The 20079-nt window shown below is 62.4% G+C and carries 18 protein-coding genes; 13 read left to right on the forward strand and 5 right to left on the reverse strand.

Features of this window, described 5'->3' with window-relative positions:
* The first annotated feature begins 19 nt into the window (after positions 1–19).
* The 6 genes from LNV08_RS02935 to LNV08_RS02960 are packed head-to-tail and all read left to right on the forward strand — an operon-like array spanning position 20 to position 6024.
* On the forward strand, positions 20–2857 hold the full coding sequence (locus LNV08_RS02935; protein WP_263532143.1) for a monovalent cation/H+ antiporter subunit A: 2838 nt from the start codon (positions 20–22) through the stop codon (positions 2855–2857).
* 8 nt (positions 2858–2865) lie between these two features.
* Complete coding sequence (locus LNV08_RS02940; protein WP_263532304.1) at positions 2866–3204, forward strand: Na+/H+ antiporter subunit C; 339 nt, start codon at positions 2866–2868, stop codon at positions 3202–3204.
* Positions 3201–4859, forward strand: a complete 1659-nt coding sequence (locus LNV08_RS02945; RefSeq protein ID WP_263532144.1) for a monovalent cation/H+ antiporter subunit D — start codon at positions 3201–3203, stop codon at positions 4857–4859. Before LNV08_RS02940 ends, LNV08_RS02945 begins: the two co-directional genes overlap by 4 nt.
* On the forward strand, positions 4856–5365 hold the full coding sequence (locus LNV08_RS02950) for a Na+/H+ antiporter subunit E (RefSeq protein ID WP_263532145.1): 510 nt from the start codon (positions 4856–4858) through the stop codon (positions 5363–5365). The genes LNV08_RS02945 and LNV08_RS02950 overlap by 4 nt, the downstream gene beginning before the upstream one ends.
* On the forward strand, positions 5362–5661 hold the full coding sequence (locus LNV08_RS02955) for a K+/H+ antiporter subunit F (RefSeq protein ID WP_263532146.1): 300 nt from the start codon (positions 5362–5364) through the stop codon (positions 5659–5661). Before LNV08_RS02950 ends, LNV08_RS02955 begins: the two co-directional genes overlap by 4 nt.
* 18 nt (positions 5662–5679) lie before the next feature.
* On the forward strand, positions 5680–6024 hold the full coding sequence (locus LNV08_RS02960; RefSeq protein WP_263532147.1) for a Na+/H+ antiporter subunit G: 345 nt from the start codon (positions 5680–5682) through the stop codon (positions 6022–6024).
* Positions 6025–6174: 150 nt separating this feature from the next.
* Here the strand turns inward: LNV08_RS02960 and LNV08_RS02965 are convergent, their stop codons facing one another.
* Both LNV08_RS02965 and LNV08_RS02970 read right to left on the reverse strand, forming a co-directional pair.
* On the reverse strand, positions 6175–7251 hold the full coding sequence (locus tag LNV08_RS02965; protein WP_263532148.1) for a calcium/sodium antiporter: 1077 nt from the start codon (positions 7249–7251) through the stop codon (positions 6175–6177).
* 15 nt (positions 7252–7266) lie between these two features.
* Positions 7267–7869, reverse strand: a complete 603-nt coding sequence (locus LNV08_RS02970) for a TIGR00645 family protein (protein ID WP_263532149.1) — start codon at positions 7867–7869, stop codon at positions 7267–7269.
* A 185-nt stretch (positions 7870–8054) separates the two neighbouring features.
* Here LNV08_RS02970 and acs point away from each other — a divergent pair, with 185 nt between their 5' ends.
* Together acs and LNV08_RS02980 are read left to right on the forward strand one after the other, a co-directional pair.
* Positions 8055–10016, forward strand: a complete 1962-nt coding sequence (gene acs, locus LNV08_RS02975; RefSeq protein WP_263532150.1) for an acetate--CoA ligase — start codon at positions 8055–8057, stop codon at positions 10014–10016.
* 483 nt (positions 10017–10499) lie between these two features.
* Complete coding sequence (locus LNV08_RS02980; RefSeq protein WP_263532151.1) at positions 10500–11003, forward strand: OmpA family protein; 504 nt, start codon at positions 10500–10502, stop codon at positions 11001–11003.
* Positions 11004–11097: 94 nt separating this feature from the next.
* Here the strand turns inward: LNV08_RS02980 and LNV08_RS23045 are convergent, their stop codons facing one another.
* Positions 11098–12639, reverse strand: coding sequence for a methyl-accepting chemotaxis protein (locus LNV08_RS23045; RefSeq protein WP_318014090.1), 1542 nt, complete (start codon positions 12637–12639; stop codon positions 11098–11100).
* 60 nt (positions 12640–12699) lie between these two features.
* A complete protein-coding gene (gene selD / locus LNV08_RS02995) occupies positions 12700–13761 on the reverse strand; it encodes a selenide, water dikinase SelD (protein WP_263532152.1) in 1062 nt (353 codons plus the stop codon).
* A gap of 198 nt (positions 13762–13959) precedes the next feature.
* On the opposite strand from selD, the gene LNV08_RS03000 reads away from it, so the two are divergent.
* The 5 genes from LNV08_RS03000 to LNV08_RS03020 all read left to right on the forward strand — a co-directional run bounded on the left by LNV08_RS03000 (position 13960) and on the right by LNV08_RS03020 (position 18902).
* The gene (locus LNV08_RS03000) at positions 13960–14826 is read left to right on the forward strand and encodes a putative selenate ABC transporter substrate-binding protein (RefSeq protein ID WP_263532153.1); all 867 of its coding nucleotides are present in this window, start codon (positions 13960–13962) and stop codon (positions 14824–14826) included.
* A gap of 15 nt (positions 14827–14841) precedes the next feature.
* On the forward strand, positions 14842–15672 hold the full coding sequence (locus tag LNV08_RS03005) for a phosphonate ABC transporter ATP-binding protein (RefSeq protein WP_414858672.1): 831 nt from the start codon (positions 14842–14844) through the stop codon (positions 15670–15672).
* Positions 15669–16508 carry a PhnE/PtxC family ABC transporter permease gene (locus tag LNV08_RS03010; RefSeq protein ID WP_263532154.1) on the forward strand — a complete coding sequence of 280 codons (840 nt, stop codon included), beginning with the start codon at positions 15669–15671 and terminating at the stop codon, positions 16506–16508. The genes LNV08_RS03005 and LNV08_RS03010 overlap by 4 nt, the downstream gene beginning before the upstream one ends.
* Positions 16505–17302 carry a phosphonate ABC transporter, permease protein PhnE gene (gene phnE, locus LNV08_RS03015; protein WP_263532155.1) on the forward strand — a complete coding sequence of 266 codons (798 nt, stop codon included), beginning with the start codon at positions 16505–16507 and terminating at the stop codon, positions 17300–17302. Before LNV08_RS03010 ends, phnE begins: the two co-directional genes overlap by 4 nt.
* A gap of 130 nt (positions 17303–17432) precedes the next feature.
* Positions 17433–18902 (forward strand): WS/DGAT domain-containing protein, encoded by a 1470-nt coding sequence (locus LNV08_RS03020; protein WP_263532156.1) that lies wholly within the window; start codon positions 17433–17435, stop codon positions 18900–18902.
* Here the strand turns inward: LNV08_RS03020 and LNV08_RS03025 are convergent.
* On the reverse strand, positions 18874–19935 hold the full coding sequence (locus LNV08_RS03025) for a peptidylprolyl isomerase (protein WP_263532157.1): 1062 nt from the start codon (positions 19933–19935) through the stop codon (positions 18874–18876). The genes LNV08_RS03020 and LNV08_RS03025 overlap by 29 nt on opposite strands.
* Positions 19936–20079: the final 144 nt, after the last annotated feature.

A 20079-nucleotide genomic window follows, 5' to 3' on the forward strand; every position in this document is an offset into this window, starting at 1 on the left:
CAAAATCTTCTTTTGACCGATGAACCTGCTGCTCGCTACGGTTGTCCTTTTGCCCCTGTTGCTAGGCACTGTGCTGTGTGGCTGGTTGGGAGGTTTCAAAAGCCGGCCTCAAGCGCCTGCTTTAGCGGCCGGCTTGATCACCGCTGCGGTGTTTGGCTTGCTGCTGTCGGCTGCGCCCGAGGTGCTGCGGGGTCAGGTCTTGCTCAGTCATGTCGACTGGGTGCCGGCGATCGGCATGAATCTGGGCTTGCGCCTGGATGGCCTGTCGCTGTTATTTGCCGGCCTGATCACTGGCATCGGCCTGCTGATCATTGTTTACGCCGCCTTCTACCTCAGTGCCGACGACCCCAAGGGCAAGTTCTACAGCCAGCTGATGCTGTTCATGGCGGCGATGCTGGGCATCGCGCTGTCCGATAACCTCTTGTTGCTGGTGGTGTTCTGGGAGCTGACCAGCATTTCTTCCTTCTTGTTGGTCGGCTATTGGGGCCACAAGGAAGAAGCTCGGCAGGGCGCCCGCATGGCGCTGGCGGTGACCGGTGGTGGCGGCCTGGTGCTGCTGGCCGGCGTGATCGTGCTGGGCCAGATCTGCGGCAGCTATGACTTGGGCCAAATGTTGACCCAGCGCGACTTGGTGCAGGCCGACCCCCGTTACCCGCTAGCCTTGGGCTTGATTTTGGTGGGTGCCTTCAGCAAGAGCGCGCAACTGCCCTTCCACTTTTGGTTGCCCGAGGCGATGGCGGCGCCGACGCCGGTGTCGGCCTATTTGCACTCGGCCACCATGGTCAAAGCGGGGCTGTTTTTGCTGGCCCGGCTGTACCCGGTTCTGGGCGGCACGGTGCTGTTTGAAGGGGTGGTGGCCAGTGTCGGTCTGGCGACCATGGTGTTCGCCGCCTTTGTGGCGATCTTCAAACATGATTTGAAGGGGCTGCTGGCTTATTCGACCATCAGCCACCTGGGCTTCATCACCTTCATGATCGGCTTGGGAACGCCAATGTCCGCGGTGGTGGCGGTGTTTCACGTCCTCAACCATGCCTGTTTCAAGGCGGCGCTGTTCATGACGGCCGGCATTGTTGATCATGAAACCGGCACGCGCGATATGCGCCGGCTCGGCGGCCTGATGAAGTTGATGCCCTGGGTTGGCAGTCTGGGTTTGCTGGCGGCGGCTGCGATGGCCGGTGTGCCGCCCTTCAATGGCTTCTTGTCCAAGGAGTTGATGCTGGAGCAGGCACTGCATGCCGGCTTTTGGGGTTCGCTGTCATGGGCGATTCCGGTTTTGGCGACGCTGGGGGGGCTGTGTTCGGTGGCGTATTCGCTGCGCCTGGTGCACGACGTTTTCTTCAACGGCCCGGCGCGTGAGTTGCCTCAAGCTCACCCGCATGAGCCGCCCTGGGGCATGAAGCTGCCGGTGCTGGTCTTGGTGGCTCTGTGTATTGCCATCGGCTTGGCGCCGATGTGGCTGGCGGCGCCTTTGGTGCAGGCGGCGGCCGGTGCGATGTTGGGTGAGCCCGCACCTGCTTTCCAGTTCGCCCTCTGGCATGGCCTGAACTTGCCCTTGTTGATGAGCGTGATTGCAGTGGCCGGCGGCGCGCTGCTGTACTTTGGCTTGATGAGAGGCGGGCGGCTGCATCGTTACTTGCCCGGGCCCCTCAGTGCCAAGGCGATGTTTCATGCCACGATCGATGGCTTGTTCGGCCTGGCCGGGCGCTGCACGCGCAGGCTGGAAAACGGCTCGCTGCAGCGCTATGCGGCCTGGATGGTGGCCACGGCCATTGCTTTGTCGGCCTGGCCTTTGCTGCGCAGCGAGGGGCTGACGACCGGCTCGCGTGAACTGCTGGCGGCGCCGCCCTTGGCGATCGGTGTTTGGCTGCTCTTGATCCTGATGGGCTTGGCGCTGGTCTTGATGCACCGGCAGCGCTTTGTGGCGGTGATTCTGGCCGGTGGCGTTGGGCTGGTGTGTTCGATGGCGTTTTTGGCCTTGTCGGCGCCCGATCTGGCGCTGACGCAGCTGTCGGTCGATGTGGTGTCTACCGCTTTGCTTTTGATGGGCCTGGCCTTGCTGCCGCAGGCCGGCAAGATCGAATCCAGTTCCTTGCGGCGCGGCCGTGATGCCTTGCTGGCCTTGCTCGGGGGCGGCGGCATGGCATGGTTGAGCTGGCTGATGCTGACCCGTGACCATGAGTCCATCTCTTGGTACTTCCTGGAGAACGCCCTGGCGGGCGGCGGCGGCGCCAATGTGGTCAATGTGATCCTGGTTGATTTCCGCGGCTATGACACTTTTGGCGAAATCACCGTGCTGGGGATTGCGGCCGTCGGCGTGCTGGCCTTGCTGGACGGCTTTCGGGTCAAGCGCCCCAAGACGGACGGCGCCGGTCGGCCCTGGAGTTATGCCCGCGAGCCCTTGATGCTGCGGGTGGTGGCGCGGCTGGTGCTGCCGCTGGCCTTGATGGCTTCGGCCTACATCTATTGGCGCGGCCACAACTTGCCCGGCGGGGGTTTCATCGCCGGCCTGGTGACTGGCGTGGCCTTGGTTTTGCAATATATGGCGAACGGTCAGCAGCGGGCCGAAGCCTTGATGCATGCCCAAGGAGGCCGGCGTTATGTGCGCTGGATAGGCGTCGGGCTCTTGATCGCCTGGCTGACCGGCGTGGGCGCCTTCTTGTTCGGCCGGCCGTTTTTGAGCAGCGCGCATGGCCACCCCAGCCTGCCCTTGATTGGAGAGCTGCCCTTGGCCACGGCGGCGCTGTTTGATCTGGGTGTCTACATCACGGTGGTGGGGGCAACGATGTTGATGCTGTCGGTGTTGGGCTCGGCCAGCAAAGACGGGCGCAAAGCAGTGACGCGGGGAGGCGGCAAATGACGATTTCTATGGAGTTTTTGCTCGCCAGCGGCATTGGCTGGGTGACGGCCTGCGGCATTTATTTGCTGCTGCGCGGGCGCAGTTTTTCGGTCGTGCTGGGTTTGAGTGTGATTGGTTACGCGGTCAATGTGTTCATCTTCGCCATGGGGCGCTTGTGGAGCGGTGCCGCGCCGATATTGGGTCAGCGTGCCGCCTTGGTGGCGGACCCCTTGCCGCAAGCCTTGGTGCTGACGGCCATCGTGATCGGCTTTGCCACCACCGGCTTTGTGATCGAGTTGGCGCTGCGCAGCCGGCATGAAAACGGCAGCGACCATGTCGACGGCGTTGCGGAAGAGGGCACGCGATGAATTGGTTTGATCAGACTTGGTTCTTTCAACCTTGGTTTTTTCAACATTTGGCGGTTTTGCCCGTTTTGCTGCCGGCGCTGACCGCTGTGGCCTTGCTGCTGCTGGGCGATCACGGCGGTGACAGCCACGGCGGGCATGGCCATCACAAGCTCTTGTGGGCGCGCCGCATCGGCATGGCTTCTGCCGCCCTGGGTCTGCTTTTGGCCGTGGTCTTGGTCATGCGCGCCGCTCAAGGTGAGCTGATCACCTACCGGCTGGGCGACTGGCCGGCGCCGTTCGGCATCATTTTGCTGGTCGACCGGCTGGGCGCCCTGATGCTGCTCTTGAGCGCTTGTGTGGCGCTGCCGGTGCTGTGGTACGCCACCGGCGGCTGGGACGCCCATGGGCGCTATTTCCACGCGCTGTTCCAGTTTCAGCTGATGGGTTTGAACGGCGCCTTCGTGACCGGCGATTTGTTCAATCTCTTCGTCTTCTTCGAGGTCTTGCTGATCGCATCCTATGTGTTGATGGTGCATGGCCAAGGGGCCGAGCGCTTCCGGGTCGGCCTGCATTACGTGGTCTTGAACCTGGCCGCCTCGGCGCTGTTCTTGATCGGCCTGGCGCTGATTTACGCCAAGACCGGCACGCTCAATATGGCTGACTTGGCGCTGCGGGTGCCGGCAGTTGCCGCGCCCGACGCGGCCGTGTTGCAGGTGGCGGCGATGCTGTTGCTGGTGGTGTTCGGCTTCAAAGCGGCGCTGATGCCGCTGGCCATGTGGTTGCCCGCGACCTACGCGGCGTCCAGCCCGCCGGTGGCGGCCTTGTTTGCCATCATGACCAAGGTGGGTGTGTATGCGATCGTTCGCGTGCACGGCGTGGTGTTTGGCGACAGCGGCGGGGCGAGTGCTTTTGCGGTGGCGCCGATTCTGCTGCCGCTGGCGCTGGCTACCAGTGTGTTGGCGGTTTTGGGGGCTTTGGCGGCCAAGACCTTGGCGCGTTTGGTGGCCTGGTTGACCGTGGTGTCGGTAGGGACGGTGTTGGCCGGCCTGGGCTTGTACGGAAGTGCGGCCTGGGGTGCGGCGTTTTACTACATGCTCAACAGCACCTTGGTGATTGCGGCCTTGTTTTTGTTGGCCGAGTTGGTGGCGGCGCAGCGCGGTGATGCGGATGGGCAGTTGCTGCCCGCCGCGCCGGTGGCGCAGCCGACGCTGCTGGGCTTGATGATGTTGTTGGCCGCAGCGTCCGCTGCGGGCTTGCCGCCGCTGCCGGGCTTTATCGGCAAGCTGATGCTGCTGGAGGCGGCCAGCAGCCATGCCTGGGCGCCCTTGGTCTGGACGGTGTTGCTGCTGGTGGGCTTTTTCACGCTTTTGGGCCTGGCCCGGGCGGGCAGCATTTTGTTCTGGCATGTGCGCCAGGACCTGCCGGCCAATGTCAGTGCCGGCGGCAGCCCCAAGCTGGTCTGGGCGACTTGCAGCTTGCTGGGTGCAAGCGTGCTGCTCAGCCTGGCTGCCGCGCCGATTCAGCGTTATACCCAAGCGGCAGCCGTGCAATTGAGCGACCGCGCAGCCTATGCGGCGGCGGTGCTGGGCGCTTATGGAGAGCCGGGCAGTCAGCCGACAACTCGGCCCTATCTTGAGCCGAGCAAACCCGTTCCTCTGCAGGAGGTGAAGCCATGAAAAAGGATGCGCTTCTTGCGGGCAAGGCGTGGTTCAGCCATCCAGCCCTGTCGGTCTTGCTTTTCCTGGTCTGGCTGCTTTTGCAGCAAAGCCTGAGCTTTGCGCATGTGCTGATGGCCGCGCTGTTGAGTGTGGCGCTGCCGCGTTTGCTGCACGGCCTCTTGGGCCCGGCCATGCGGCCCAAACGCTGGGCGCTGGTGCTGCGCTTTGGCCTGATCGTGCTGTGGGATATCGTGGTTTCCAACGTGACCGTGGCACGCCTGGTGCTGGGGCCATCCGCCAAACCCCAGCCGGCTTGGGTGCGCGTGCCGCTGGCCTTGCGTCAGCCCGGCCCCATCATGCTGCTGGCGACCATCATCACCACCACGCCGGGCACGGTGTCTTGTGTGGTCGATGACGAAGCCCATGAAATCTGGGTGCACGCGCTGGACTGCATTGATGCGCAAGAGATGGCCGCGCAGATCAAGCAGCGCTATGAGCAGCCTTTGCTGGAGATATTTGAATGACGACGCATTTGTTTTTTGATTGGCCGCTGCTGGCCTGGGCGCTGAATTTCGCCACTGGCGCGGTCGGTTTGGCGCTGCTGCTGACCGGCTGGCGCTTGCTGGTCGGGCCGACAGTCACTGACCGCGTGCTGGCGCTCGACACCATGTATGTCAATGTCGTCGCGCTAGTGGTCTTGCAGGGGCTGCGCGAAGGCAGCGGCCTGTTGTTCGAGGCGGCAATGATCATTGCGCTCTTGGGTTTTGCGTCAACGGTGGCGCTGGCGCGCTACCTCAGTCGCGGCGATGTGCTGGAGTAAATTGGAGTAAGCGAGACCATGGCTAACCTTGAAATCCACGGGCTGGCGCAAGTTGCCATCAGCCTGTTCTTGATCATCGGCGGCTTGTTCGCGCTGATCGGCGCGATCGGCATGTTGCGCTTCCCGGACTTCTTCATGCGTTTGCATGCGCCCACCAAGGCCACCACCTTGGGGGTTGGCGGCGTTTTGCTGGCCAGTCTGATCTATCACTGGACGCAAGGCCAATTTGGCCTGCAAGAACTGTTGATCACGCTGTTCTTGTTTATCACCGCGCCGGTCTCGGCCAATCTCTTGGCCAAGGCGGCGCTGCATTTGCGCTTGCCCTCCAAGGCCGGGCTGCCGCCAGGGCAGCCGCGGCCTTGAATTGAGAGTGTGAGAACTTTTTACTGCGCAACCCCCATGCGGCGTTGGCCGAATGCTCGGAATCCTCACGTACAGCAAGTACGCTCCGGTTCCTGCGCTTCGGCCGCCTAGCCTGACGGCCGCTCGCTACAAAAATTCTCACCCTCTACATCAGGCCTTGTTGCTGGCCGGCTTGCGAAGCAAGCTGGCAATCAGGGTCAGCACGGTCAGCGGCAGGAAGAACATCAGCATCACATTGCTGAACATGGGCAGGGCGTCATGCTGCTGACTCATCAAGATCAAATAGGCGGTGTAGGCGACGTAGTAGCCGATGAAGATGAAGCCTTCCCAGCGTGCGATCTCGCGCCCGCTGAGCATCACCGGCAGGCAGGCCAGCGCCACCACGAGCATCACCCAGATATCGAAGTTCAGCACCGAATCGGCCACCGGCACGCTGGCCGGCGCGATCAGCGCGGTCAGGCCCAGGCAACCCAGGATGTTGAAGATATTGCTGCCCACGACGTTGCCGATGGCGATGTCGCGCTGACCTCGGATGGCTGCCATGATGGACGTGGCGACCTCCGGCATCGAAGTGCCGGCCGCCACGATCGTCAGGCCAATCACCAAATCGCTAACGCCCAGGCTCTTGGCCACCGTGATGGCCGCATCCACCAGCCAGCCCGAGCCCAGCACCAGCAGGCCCAGACCCACCGCGATCAGCAAAATTTGCACCGCCCAATGCTTGTCCCAATTGGCCTCGGCCGGCATTTCTTCGGTGAACTCCGCCTGCGTCTCTTTCGACTCGCGCCGCGACTGCCGCACCAGCAGCACGGTATAGGCCAAGAACAGCGCCATCATCAACAAACCGTCGTTGATGCTCAGCCGCCCGTCCAGCCCCAAGGCCAGCAGCAGCAGCGAGGCGCCTATCATCACCGGCACCTCTTGGCGAATCACCTGCGCGTGCACGGTCAAGGGCACGATCAGGGCTGAGATGCCCAGAATGAACAGCACATTGAAAATATTGCTGCCGACCACATTGCCGATGGCGAGGTCGGGCAGGCCGTCCAGAGCGGCGCCGATAGACACCGCAACCTCCGGCGCGCTGGTGCCCATAGAAACCACGGTCAAGCCCACCACCAAGGGTGAGATGCCCGCCGACAAGGCCAGCTTGCTGGCGCCGCGTACAAGCAACTCGGCGCCACAGACCAAGGCGATCAGTCCGAGCAAGAAGAATCCGAGCGTCAACATCTGGCTTTGAGCTTTTCAGTGAGCTTTGCTATTGCTGGGGCCACTCAGCAATTTGTCGGTGTAGGCAATCGCCAAGGCCGAGAGCAAGAAAGTGAAGTGAATCATGGTCTGCCACATCAGCGTCTTCTCGGTGTAGTTTTCGGCGTTGATGAAAGTCTTGAGCAGGTGAATCGACGAGATGCCGATGATGGCTGTGGCCAACTTGACCTTCAACACCGATGCGTTGACATGGCTGAGCCACTCGGGCTGGTCGGGGTGGTCTTCCAGGCCCATGCGCGACACAAAGGTTTCGTAGCCGCCCACGATCACCATGATCAACAAGTTGGAGATCATCACCACGTCGATCAGGCCCAGCACCACCAGCATCAGAATGGTTTCATTCAACTTGGCCGGCGCCAAGGCGGACTGGTAGCCGATGCTCTTGACGAGAATATTGAGCGCCTCGGTGTTGCCGAAAGCGGCCTCGATCAAATGCACCAACTCGGTCCAGAACTGAAAGACGTAGACGGCTTGGGCCAGGATCAAACCCAGATACAGCGGCACTTGCAACCAGCGGCTGGCAAAAATCAGGTTGGACAAGGGACGCATCAAGCGGGTCGGAGGTGTTGGGGTGGACATCGGGTTTCCTCGGGGGTGTCGGAGTTTGAGGCGGATTCTATTGCGCCTCAGTGAAAATTCGAGGCCAAGGTACAGGCATTTACCACGTTAGAGTAAGCGCTTCGTCAGAGACAAGACGCACAGTAGCGCCCAGTTGTCCAAGTTAAGTCCTTCTTGTAATCCGCTCCTGTCAGAGGAATCACATCATGAGTCAGAACGAACTTTATCTGCCCAGCGCTGCTTGGCAAGAACAGGCCAATGTCAAAGGCATGTCCGGCTACCAGGCTTTGGTGGATGAATCCGAGGCCGATTACCAGGGCTATTGGGGGCGTTTGGCACGCGAGTTTGTGACTTGGCAGACGCCGTTCACCAAGGTGCTCAACGACAGCGAGGCACCGTTCTTCAAGTGGTTCGAAGACGGCCGGCTGAACGTGTCCTACAACTGCCTGGATCGCAATGTCGAGCGTGGCTTGGGTGATAAGGTCGCGATCATCTTCGAGGCCGATGATGGTTCATCAACCAAGGTCACTTACAGCGAGTTGCTCGGCCGCGTCTCGCAACTGGCCAATGTGCTTAAGGCACGTGGCGTCAAGAAGGGTGACCGCGTGGTCATCTATATGTCGATGTCGGTCGAAGGCGTGGCAGCCATGCAGGCTTGCGCCCGCATCGGCGCGATTCACTCGGTGGTGTTCGGCGGCTTCTCTGCGCAGAGCCTGCGTGACCGGGTGCAAGACGCCGGCGCGGTGATGGTGATCACCGCCGACGAGCAACTGCGCGGCGGCAAAGCCCTGCCTTTGAAGGCCATCGTGGACGAGGCGCTGGAGGGTGGCGTTTGCCCAACGCTGAAGGACGTGATTGTTTATAAGCGCACCGGCGGCGAGATTGGCTGGGTCGAAGGGCGTGATCACTGGCTGCATGAAGAGTTGGCAGGCAAGCCAATGACTTGCGAGCCTGAGTGGGTCGAGGCCGAGCACCCCTTGTTCTTGCTCTACACCTCGGGCTCGACCGGCAAGCCCAAGGGTGTGCAGCATTCCAGCGGCGGCTATTTGCTGCACGCGGCGCTGACGACCAAGTGGACCTTTGATCTGAAGGACAACGATGTGTTCTGGTGCACGGCCGATATCGGCTGGGTCACGGGCCACAGCTACATCACCTATGGGCCTTTGGCGCTGGGCGGCACCGAGATCGTCTTCGAAGGCGTGCCCACCTATCCGGACGCCGGCCGCTTCTGGGAGACGATCGCCAAGCACAAGGTGTCGATCTTCTACACGGCACCGACGGCGATCCGCTCTTTGATCAAAGCTGCGGAAGGCAATGCTGCCGTGCATCCCGACCGTTATGATCTGAGCAGTTTGCGCTTGCTGGGCTCGGTCGGCGAGCCTATCAATCCTGCCGCCTGGGAGTGGTACCACAAGCACATCGGTGGTGGCCGCTGCCCGATTGTCGACACCTTCTGGCAGACCGAAACCGGCGGCCACATGATCACGCCGCTGCCGGGTGCCACACCCTTGGTGCCGGGTTCTTGCACGCTGCCATTCCCCGGTATCACGACGGCCATCGTCGATGAGATGGGCAATGATGTGCCCAACGGGCAGGGCGGCATTCTGGTTGTCAAGAAGCCTTGGCCTTCGATGATCCGCACGATTTACAACGACCCCGAGCGTTTCAAGAAGAGCTACTACCCCGAGGAGTTGAAGGGTTATTACCTGGCCGGCGACGGTGCGATCCGCGATGCGGAAACGGGTTACTTCACCATCACCGGCCGAATCGATGATGTCTTGAACGTGTCGGGTCACCGCATGGGCACGATGGAAATCGAATCTGCCCTGGTCAGCTGCACCGAGCTGGTGGCCGAAGCGGCGGTGGTGGGTCGCCCCGATGACACCACCGGCGAGGCCATCTGTGCCTTCGTGGTGCTCAAGCGCGCCCGCCCAACGGGAGACGAAGCCAAAGCGATTGCCAAACAGTTGCGTGATTGGGTGGCCAAGGAGATCGGCCCGATCGCCAAGCCCAAGGACATTCGCTTCGGGGACAACCTGCCAAAGACCCGTTCCGGCAAGATCATGCGTCGCCTCTTGCGCTCGGTCGCTAAGGGTGAGGCTGTCACGCAAGACACGAGTACTTTGGAGAATCCTGCAATCCTTGATCAATTGTCGGAAGCCAATTGATCAAGGATGCGCGAGCGCAGCTCGCGCCGGCGCCACAGGCGCGTGCAGGATTCGGGGAGCACTCACGCGGCTAGCCGCGTGATGTGATCACCAGAACCCAGCCATCTTGGATCAGTTGTCGGAAGCCAACTGATCCAAGAGACGCCTGCGCAGCAGTCGTCAGCGCCAAAGGCGCATGGCTGGGTTAGGGATCACTCATATCGCGCAGCGATGTGGGTGATCACAGAACCCATGTGTCGGAAGCCAACTGATCCAAGAGACGCCTGCGCAGCAGTCGTCAGCGCCAAAGGCGCTTGGCTGGGTTAGGGATCACTCATGTCGCGCAGCGATGTGGGTGATCACAGAACCCTTCTGTCGCAAGCCAACTGATCCAAACTAACGCCCGCCTCGCGGGCGTTCCCCATTGCGCCCGTTAGAATCCGCCCCGACTCGAATTGAACCTTTTCGATTGATCTGATTCCCTTAATCCTGGAGATTTTCACAATGGCTTCTTCCGACAAACAAGACGACAACGAACGCATTGCCCTGTGGCTTGTTGGCCTTGTCATCGCAATTTTGCTGGTCAGCATCACTTCTTACGTACTGATCAAGCAGCGTCACCGTGCGGCCCCCGCACCTGTGGCCGTGGCCGCCATGTCCGATGCGGATCTGTACGACGCGCCGCTGAGTGGCGAGTTGCTGGCGACCGTGCACTTCGGTTTTGCCGAAGCTACCGTGCCGGTTGAGGCCGCCCCCGACCTGGCCCGTGCGATGGAAGCCTTGATGGCCGCACCAGCGCGCAAGATCGTTATCGCCGGTTTTCATGACGCCAGTGGCGACGCGGCCAAGAATGCCGAGTTGGCCAAGCAACGCGCCATCGCGACGCGCTCGGTGCTGACCGCCGCTGGTGTGGACGCTGGCCGCATCTTGCTGCGCAAGCCTGAGTCGACCCTGGCCGACGGCACTGCCGACGAAGCCCGCCGGGTGGAGATCCGTTTGCTGGACTGAGGAACGGATGGGCCGCTCTTGTCGGCCTTTGAATCAAAAAAAACGCCGCCAGTGAATGATCGCTGGCGGCGCTTTTTTTCTGGGCGTTCAATGCTCAGCGCAAGCGAAACACGGCAACGGTGGCGACCAAGTCATCGGCCTGCAGCCGCAAGCTGCTGGCGGAGGCGGCCATTTCTTCCACCAAGGCCGCGTTTTGTTGGGTCGTGTGATCCATCTGTGTGACCGCCTCGCCGACCTGAGCCACGCCGCTGGCCTGCTCTTTGCTGGCCGAGCTGATTTCGCCCATGATGTCGGTGACGCGTTTGATCGAGCTAACCACCTCGCCCATCGTCACGCCGGCCTGGTCGACCAGTTGTGTGCCCGCCTCTACCCGCTCAACACTGTCATTGATCAGGCTCTTGATCTCCTTGGCCGCCTCGGCCGAACGGCCCGCCAAGCTGCGCACCTCGCTGGCGACCACGGCAAAACCGCGCCCTTGCTCCCCCGCACGGGCTGCTTCGACGGCCGCATTCAGCGCCAGGATATTGGTCTGAAAAGCGATGCCGTCGATGACCGAGATGATGTCCGATATCTTGCGCGAGCTCTCATTGATGCCCTTCATCGTCTCCACCACCTGTCCGACGATATTGCCGCCCTCGATGGCAATGCTTGAGGCGCTGGCGGCCAGTTGGTTGGCGTGGCGTGTGCTTTCGGCGTTTTGCCTGACGGTGGCGCCGAGCTGCTCCATCGACGCGGCGGTCTGCTCCAAGGCGCTGGCTTGTTGCTCGGTGCGGGCACTCAGGTCCAAATTACCCTGCGCAATCTCGGCGCTGGAGGTGGCCACTTGCTCGGCCCCCTGGCGCACCGTGCTGACGACTTGGGTGAGGTTGTCCTGCATGGCCTTGAGCCTGGCCATCAGGCTGCTGTGGTCGCCGGAGCGCAAGTTCAGGGGCTGACTCAAATCACCGGAGCCGACGCGTTCGGTGACCGCAGCGGCCTCGGCCGGCTCCGCCCCCAAAGCATGGCTGATGGCGCGGATAGTCAGCCAGCCAATCAGGCCGGAAATGCCCAGGCCCAACACAATTGCGACGATTGATGCCCAGCGGATCGTCGAGTAGCGCGCCGCAGCCTCGTCGTATTCCTGCTTTGCCACATCGATTTGCAATTGCATCAAGGCCTCGGCCCCAGTTTTGACCGGCGCAAACAGCGCCGGCAGCGCGGTCTTGACCAGCTTTTCCACCGTCGGCATGTCATCGGCCTTCAAGGCCTCCACCGCCGGCAGCAAGCCTTGTTGTACGAACTGTTTGCGATCCGCGCCCCACGTCTTGGCCAAACGGGCCTCCTCAGGCGTCAGATAGGTCAGCAGATAAGCATCCCAGAGCTTGGTAATGGTGGCGATATTGGCCTCGACCGTGTTGATCGCGGCTCGCACCGTTTGCGGGGTTTGGTCCGCCAGCGCGGTGGTAATCGCCAGGCGGTTGCTGACCACCATGGACTCGATCTGGCCGATTTGCACGGCCGTGATGGTGCGGTCTTCATAAACGGTTTTCAGCGAGGCGTTGGAGCTGGAAATACCGTAGAGGCCAAGCCCGCCGACGAGCAGCAATGCCAATGAAAAAATGGCCAGCAACAGCAGCAAGCGCGTGGAAATCTTCATCGTCACTCCTTGGAATTCGCATAACTTCGATGCGCAGGGGGCTACCGTCGATCTTTGCTGCTAGCCTATTCGAAGCTGCCCCGGTTTGTCCAGCGCTTTGGCAATGCAGCCCACCGCGACGGCGTCCTCAAAGCCATGCCGCCTGAAGGTGTCCAGCACCGCGTCCACCGCCTCCGGCGCGCAAGAAACCAAGAGGCCGCCGCTGGTCTGGGGGTCGCTCAGCAGGGCCCGCGCCATGCTGGAGAACTCCGCCGGCAGATGAATATCGTGCCCATAAGCGGCCCAGTTGCGCCCCGACGCACCGGTGACGATGCCTTGTGCCGCCAAGTCCGCCACGCCCGGCAGCAAGGGCACCTGCTCCCATTCCAGCCAGACATCGCAGCCGGCACCGCGCGCCAATTCCAGCGCGTGGCCGGCCAGGCCAAAGCCGGTCACATCGGTCAGCGCATGCACGCCGTCCAGCGTCGCCAGGTCCGGCCCCGGCGTGTTCAATTTCGTCGTAACGGAAATCATCCGCGCATAGCCTTGCTCGCCGAGCAAATCTTTTTTGAGTGCCGCCGACATAATGCCAACGCCCAGCGGCTTGCCCAGCACCAAGACATCGCCCGGCTGCGCGTCGGCATTGCGCTTGACCCGGCTCGGGTGCACCAGGCCCAGCGCCACCAGGCCGTAGATCGGCTCGACCGAGTCGATCGTGTGGCCGCCCGCAATCGGGATGCCCGCCGCGCGGCAGACCGAGGCACCGCCCTCCAGAATGCGGCCAATCGTCTGGGTCGACAGCACATTGATGGGCATGCCGACCAGAGCCAAGGCCATGATGGGCCGCCCGCCCATCGCATAGACATCGCTGATTGCATTGGTGGCGGCAATGCGACCGAAGTCGAAGGGGTCATCGACGATGGGCATGAAGAAGTCAGTGGTGGCTATCAACGCCTGTTCGTCATTGAGCTTGTAGACGGCCGCATCGTCGGCAGTTTCGATGCCCACCATCAGCTCGGGTGGGATGGGGAAACCGGTCGTGCCTTTGAGAATTTCGGACAGCAGGCCGGGTGCAATCTTGCAGCCGCAGCCGCCGCCATGGGAGAGCGAGGTCAAGCGGGGTTCAGGCTTAGAGATGGTCATGCTTGAAGGGATCTGTTGAGCTTGTGGGGGAGGGTGGACAGCGGTCAGCATAGCCGGATCCTTGTGTTGTTCACACCGTGTTGTCATCTGCGGCAAGGCGAAGGCGATTGGTTTTCGCGTGGCCTTCCGCGCGGACTTTGGGCACGCCCTGCCAACTTGAGTTCCAATGCCGGCTGAGAATTCTTTTTGGAGTGAGCCATGTCTGTCGTCAATCGTCGCCATCTGAACCAAACCCTCGTTGCGGCTGTGTTGGCCTTTGCGGGCCTGTCCGCGCAGGCGCAGGCCCAAGTGTTCCGTGTCACCGCCATCCCCGACGAGTCACCGACCGAGTTGGCCCGCAAGGCTGCACCACTGATGCGCTACCTGGAGGCCCAGTTGGGCGTCAAGGTCGAGTTCACGCCGGTGACCGACTATGCGGCGGCCGTCGAGGCTCTGGTCAACAAGAAGGTTGATCTGGCCTGGTTCGGTGGCTTTACCTTTGTGCAGGCCAATGCGCGCTCGGGCGGCAAGATGCTGCCCTTGGTGCAGCGCGAGGAAGACAGCAAATTCCGCTCGGTCTTCATCACGTCTGATCCCGCCATCAAGAGCTTGGCTGACCTGAAGGGCAAGGACGTGTCTTTTGGCTCGCAGAGCTCAACCTCCGGCCACTTGATGCCGCGCAGCTTTGTGCTTCAAGCGGGCTTGAATCCGGACAAGGATTTCCGCCGGGTCGCCTATAGCGGCGCGCATGACGCCACCATCGCCGCAGTTGCCGCCGGCAAGGTCCAGGCCGGCGCATTGAATATCTCGGTGTGGGAGAAGTTTGTGGCCGATAAAAAGGTCGATACCGAGCGGGTGAGGGTGTTCTACACCACGCCTTCTTATTACGACTACAACTGGACCGTGCATGCCGATATGCCTGCGGCGCAGCGCGAAAAAATCACCAAGGCTTTTTTGAGTCTGAGCCGCGATGACGCCGCCGGCAAGGAAATTCTTGACTTGCAGCGCGCGACGCGGTTTATCCCCACCCAGCCCGACAACTACAAGGGCATTGAGGCCGCCGCGCACAGCGCCGGCCTGCTTTGACGCGAGTTTGCTGATTTGAAGCTGTCGCTTTGCGCCGTAGACGCAGCGCCCCTGGCTGCGGGCGCTGCTCGGGCGCCGGTCTTGCGTGGCCTGAGTTTGAGCGTCGAGGCGGGGGAAGCTGTCGCGGTGATCGGGCCTTCCGGGGCCGGCAAGACCACGCTCTTGCAACTGCTGGCCTGCGCTTTGCGGCCGCTGGCGGGTCAGTACGAACTCGATGGCAGCAGTCCCTGGCGCTTGGGGTCCGGCGACTTGCGGGCCCTGCGTGGCCGGCTGTTTTTGGCGCCGCAAGTGCCACCTTTGCCGCCCAGGCAAAGAGTGGTGACGGCGGTTCTGGCCGGCTGCTTGCCGGGCTGGAGTTTCAGGCGCAGTCTGCGCTCGCTGCTCTATCCGGTCGATATTGGTGCTGCTCACGCCGCGCTGGCCGCCTTCGATCTGGAAGACAAGCTGTTCGAGCGCGTGGACCGACTCTCCGGCGGTGAGCGCCAGCGGGTCGGGCTGGCAAGGGCTTGGGTCAGTCCGGCCAAGCTGTGGCTGCTGGATGAGCCCCTCTCCGCCTTGGACCCGATGCGCACGAGCTTGGTCGCGCAAGCCTTGGTGCAGGAGGCGCGCCGGCGCGGCGTGACCCTGCTGGCCTCGCTGCATCATGTGGAGATGGCTCTGGCGCATTTCCCGCGCATCATTGGCTTGCGCCAGGGTCAGGTCTTGTTCGACCTGCCTGCGAATGAAGTCACCCCGGCCTTGCTGGCGCAGCTGTATGCCCAGCACGAACTTGAACTGGCGTCCGGGCAAATGCCGGAGCAAGCCTTGCCTGCTCCGCCACCCTTGCCGCAGATGGTGTGTCGTTGAGCGGATCGTCCTCGGCCGGCGCAGTGCCATCACGCGACCCCGCTTGGCGGGGGCGCGTGTTCTGGCTGGGCGCGGCCGTGGCCTTGCTGTGGCCGCTGGCGGTGCTGACCGAGTTCCGCCCTTGGATATTGTTGGAGCCGCAGAGTTTGGCCGTCACGGCGCGATTTTTGGCGGACTTTTTCCCGCCCAAACTCGAACTTGAGTTTTTGCGCATGGTGGCACTTGAGGCTTGGCGCACGGTGGCGATGGCCACTGCCGGCATCAGTTTGGCTTTGTTGGGCGCCGTGCCGCTGGGGCTGCTGGCCACGCGCAGCCTCTCGGTCTCGGCCCTGAGTGGCCGCATGGCTCAGGGGCCTGCTGCACTGCGCTTGGGCACCCGTTGGCTGTTGGTACTGTTGCGCAGCGTACCGGAGCTGGTCTGGGCCTTGATCTTTGTGCGGGTGGTGGGCCTGGGCGTCACCGCCGGCGTGCTGGCGATTGCGCTCAGTTACGCGGGTATGTTGGGCAAGGTCTATGCGGAAATCTTGGAGAGCGGCGACACCGAGTCCACGCGTATCCTACTGCGCAATGGCGCTGGGCGCATGCAGGCATTTTTCTACGCATTACTGCCTCAAAATGCCGCCGAACTCAGCAGTTACACCGTCTACCGCTGGGAATGCGCGATTCGCTCCTCGGTGGTGCTGGGCTTTGTCGGCGCCGGCGGCCTGGGCCAACAGATCGACGCGTCTATGAAGATGTTCAATGGCGCCGAGGTGGCCACGATGCTGCTGGTGTTTGTGTTCTTGGTCGCCCTGGCCGACACCATCAGCGCCGCGCTCAGAGGGGCGCTGCGGTGAAGCCTTACCCGCAAGCGCGGCTGAGCATAGGCCGGCGTGGCTTGGCTGCATGCTTGGCTTTGCTGGGCTTGGTGCTGGCGAGCTTTGCCACGCTTGATCTGCAATGGGCGCAGATGTTTTCACTCGAGGCTGCGCGCAGCATGGGGCGCTTTGTGGCGGAGTTTTTTCCGCCCGATCTGAGCCTGCCTTTTGTTGCCAAGGTGGCTTTTGCCTCGCTGGAGACCTTGGCGATGTCTGCGCTGGGCAGCTTGATTGCTGCATGTGCGGGGCTGCTGCTGGCCTTGGGTGCGGCGCGCTTGCATGGCCAGGATTCGGCGCTGGCGCGGCGCCCGACGCGCTGGCTCTTGAATGCCTTGCGCGCGGTACCGGAGTTGGTCTGGGCTAGCCTGCTCTTGATCTCGGCCGGCCTGGGGCCGTTTGCAGGCACTTTGGCCTTGGCCGCACACACCACGGGCGTGTTGGGGCGGCTGTTCGCCGAGGCGATCGAGAACTGCAGCGAAGGGCCAGGTTTTGCCTTGCGCGTGCAGGGGGCCGGCAACTTGCGGGTATTTTTGTATGCGACGCTGCCGCAGGTCTTGCCGCAGTTGATCAGCTACACCTTGTACCGCTGGGAGAACAATATTCGCGCGGCCGCCGTGCTGGGCGTGGTGGGAGCGGGCGGCCTGGGCCAGCTGCTGGGCTTTCATATGGGCTTGTTCCATATGAACAAGACCGCCACCATCCTGGCCGCGATGCTGCTGCTGGTGGCCTTGGTGGATTTGCTCAGCGACCGATTGCGCCGCGCGCTGGCTTGACAAGGGCTTTCCCGCCTCTCCGAATGGAGGGTATGCAAAGCCAATAGCTTGGCTTGCAAAGTCGGTCGCCTCGGCTCAGCTGCCGCCATCATCGGCAGCTGCAAAAACAAGCCGAACAAGAGGCGTCAAGATGCTGGAGCAAAAGCCGTGCGACAAGGTCGGCCAGGGCGCTGATGAGCCGATGTCGCGGCGTGACTATTGCTGGTTCCGCATGGACGGGGTCAGCAATTTGATGGTCATCAACAGCGTGTTGATGTTCGAGGGGGCGCTGGACTTTGACGCGCTGCGGCGCACGATCGCTCAGCGCCTGCCCAACTACGCCAGGTTTACGCAGCGGGTGCAGCTGAGGCGGCGTGGCCGCTTCTCTTTGCCTCAAGCCTTTTGGGTTCAAGATCCTGACTTTGAGATTGCACGGCATGTGCAATTTGATGCCGGGGCGGCAGCGGTGAGCGAGTCTCAACTGCAAGCCTTGCTGGGGTTGCAGGCCTTGCTGCCCCTGGCCAAGGACAGGCCGCTTTGGCATATGCAGGTCTTGACCCGCGTCGGTGGCGGTTTTGCGATCGTGTTTCGCCTGCACCATTGCATCACCGACGGCCTAGGCCTCGTTCATGTGTTGAAGCATCTGACCGATGACAGCATGGGCCACGCTGGCCAGGCGGCGCTGGAATGGCATCCGGCCTATGCGCAGCCGCAAGCCCATCCCACACTTTGCAAACGCATGCACCGGCTGGTTTTTTGGACTCGCATAACCGCGCAGCTGGCCCGTTTGGCTTTGTTGATACCGGATAGCCGCAGTTCCCTGAAACGGCCGCTGAGCGCCGATAAATGCATGTTGCAGCTGCCCGCGATGCAGCTCGATCTGGTGCGCAGCATCGCCAAAAGCATGCAAGCCACCGTCAATGATGTGTGGGTGGCGGCGGTGGCGGGTGCGCTGCGTGCCTATCTGCAGGAGCGCGGGGAGCCTGCGGCCCAGCGAGCGCTGCGCGCAGCGGTCACCTTCAATCTGCGCAACAAGGCCGATGCGTTTTTGCTGGGCAATCATTTTGGCCTGGTGGCTGTTGACCTGCCCAGCGACGCCGCCCGCGCCTTGGATCGCCTCGCGCTTGCCAGCGCGCGCATGAGGGCCATCAAGGCTTCGCATCAGCCGCACGCGACGATGTTCTTCTTGAGCTTGAGTGGCTATTTGCCGGCCGCGCTGCAGCGCTGGGTGCTCAAGCTCTTTACCTCCAAAGGCTCGGTGGTCCTGACCAATGTGGAGGGCCCGCCGCAGCCGCGCTTTTTGGCCGGCGCGCGGCTGCAAGACGCGATCTGCTGGGTGCCGCAGGCGGGCACCATGGGCGTTGGCTTCGCGCTGATGTCCTACGCCGGGCAAATCCAGATCAGCATGTTCGCCGACCGCAGCCAAGTCGCCGATCCGCAGCGCCTGATGGACTTGGTCGGCGAGGCCTTTGTGCAGTTGGAAAAGGAAACGCGCTTCAGCGCTTTTGCACTGCTGCAGGGCCGTCCGGCCTTGCCGGCAGCGATTGTTGCGCCGACTATCTCAGCGACCGTCGCGTCGACTATCTCGTCGCCTATTTGGCCGGCCGAGTCGGCGGGTTGACGCCGCACAGATCGAGGTGATTGGGGTTGTGCACAAACCAGCCGCCCCGATTGCGCCGTGCCGCCAGCAACTCGGTCCAGGTCTCGCTGTCGGTGCGCAGCACTTGCAGGGCAGGGCGCTCCTCAAGCGGCATATCGGCCAGCAGACGCACGCGCTGGATCGGCTGACGCTGTTCGGCTTGCTCGTAAAAACCCATGTTCGGGCCGCCACGTTGCAGGCTGGCCAGCAATTCCATGCCTTTCAAAACCCGGCCGACCACGGTGATGTTCAGGTCCAGGCCGCGCGGTGCCTGTCCAATCACCGCATAGAGCTCGGCGCCGGTGCTGGAATCAACTGCGTCACTGCGCCCAGCGCCAACGGTTCCATAGCAATGCGCGAGCCAGGCGCGGCCAGTCTTGGGGTCGGCGGCGACGGGGAAGCCGTCGACAAAGCCCGTTAGCGAGGCCCATCCGTCCAGGTCTGGCAGGCGGGCCAAGGGCAGACCTTTGAGCGGGACGGAAAACTCTGCCGGCAATTTGGGCGCAGCCGCACCCAGCGGCTTGGCCAGGGCCGGGTCGTCGGCATGGGGGTCACCCCATTGCGCGACAAAGTTGTCTTGCACGCGTACGACGGCCAGGCCGTCATAAAAGCCCCCGTGGGCCAGCGCACGGATATTGAGCGTGTGCAGCGGTGCGAAGCGCGGCGCCAGCTCGATCAAGACTTGACCCTTGACCTGGCCTTGGGTCAATTCCATCAGCAGCGTGTTCTCGGGGTCCAGCCCGCGCCAATGGCTGTCGGGCGATTGGGCCAAAATTTCTGCGCCGCTGCGGGGATTGGCCTTGACGCCTGCCGCAGCTGTTGGCTTGGCCGCGGCTGCCGAAGGCGTTGCTGCTACAGGTTTTGCGCCGGGCTTTTTCTTCGCCGGGGCTGTGGCGACAGTCTTGGTGGGCGTCTTTTTGACGCTGTTCTTCGTCGGGGGCGTGGCGTGAGCGGCCTGGCTGATGAGCAAGGCGGCGGTGAGCAAGGCAAGCAAGGGTTTGAGTTTTCTTGGCATGGTTGGGGTCTTCTCCAGGTGCGGGAGCATACGTCCTTTGCGGGGTGGCTTCCGGCGTCGGGGCTTGACCGTGTGGGCGAGACTTGACCCCTTCTTTAAGTTTCTTTTGAATTTGGCGCGCCTCGGTGCATCTGCTCGTTCAGC

This window comes from Paucibacter sp. TC2R-5, assembly GCF_025717605.1.
In the GTDB taxonomy this organism is placed as follows: Bacteria; Pseudomonadota; Gammaproteobacteria; order Burkholderiales; family Burkholderiaceae_C; genus Paucibacter_A; species Paucibacter_A albus.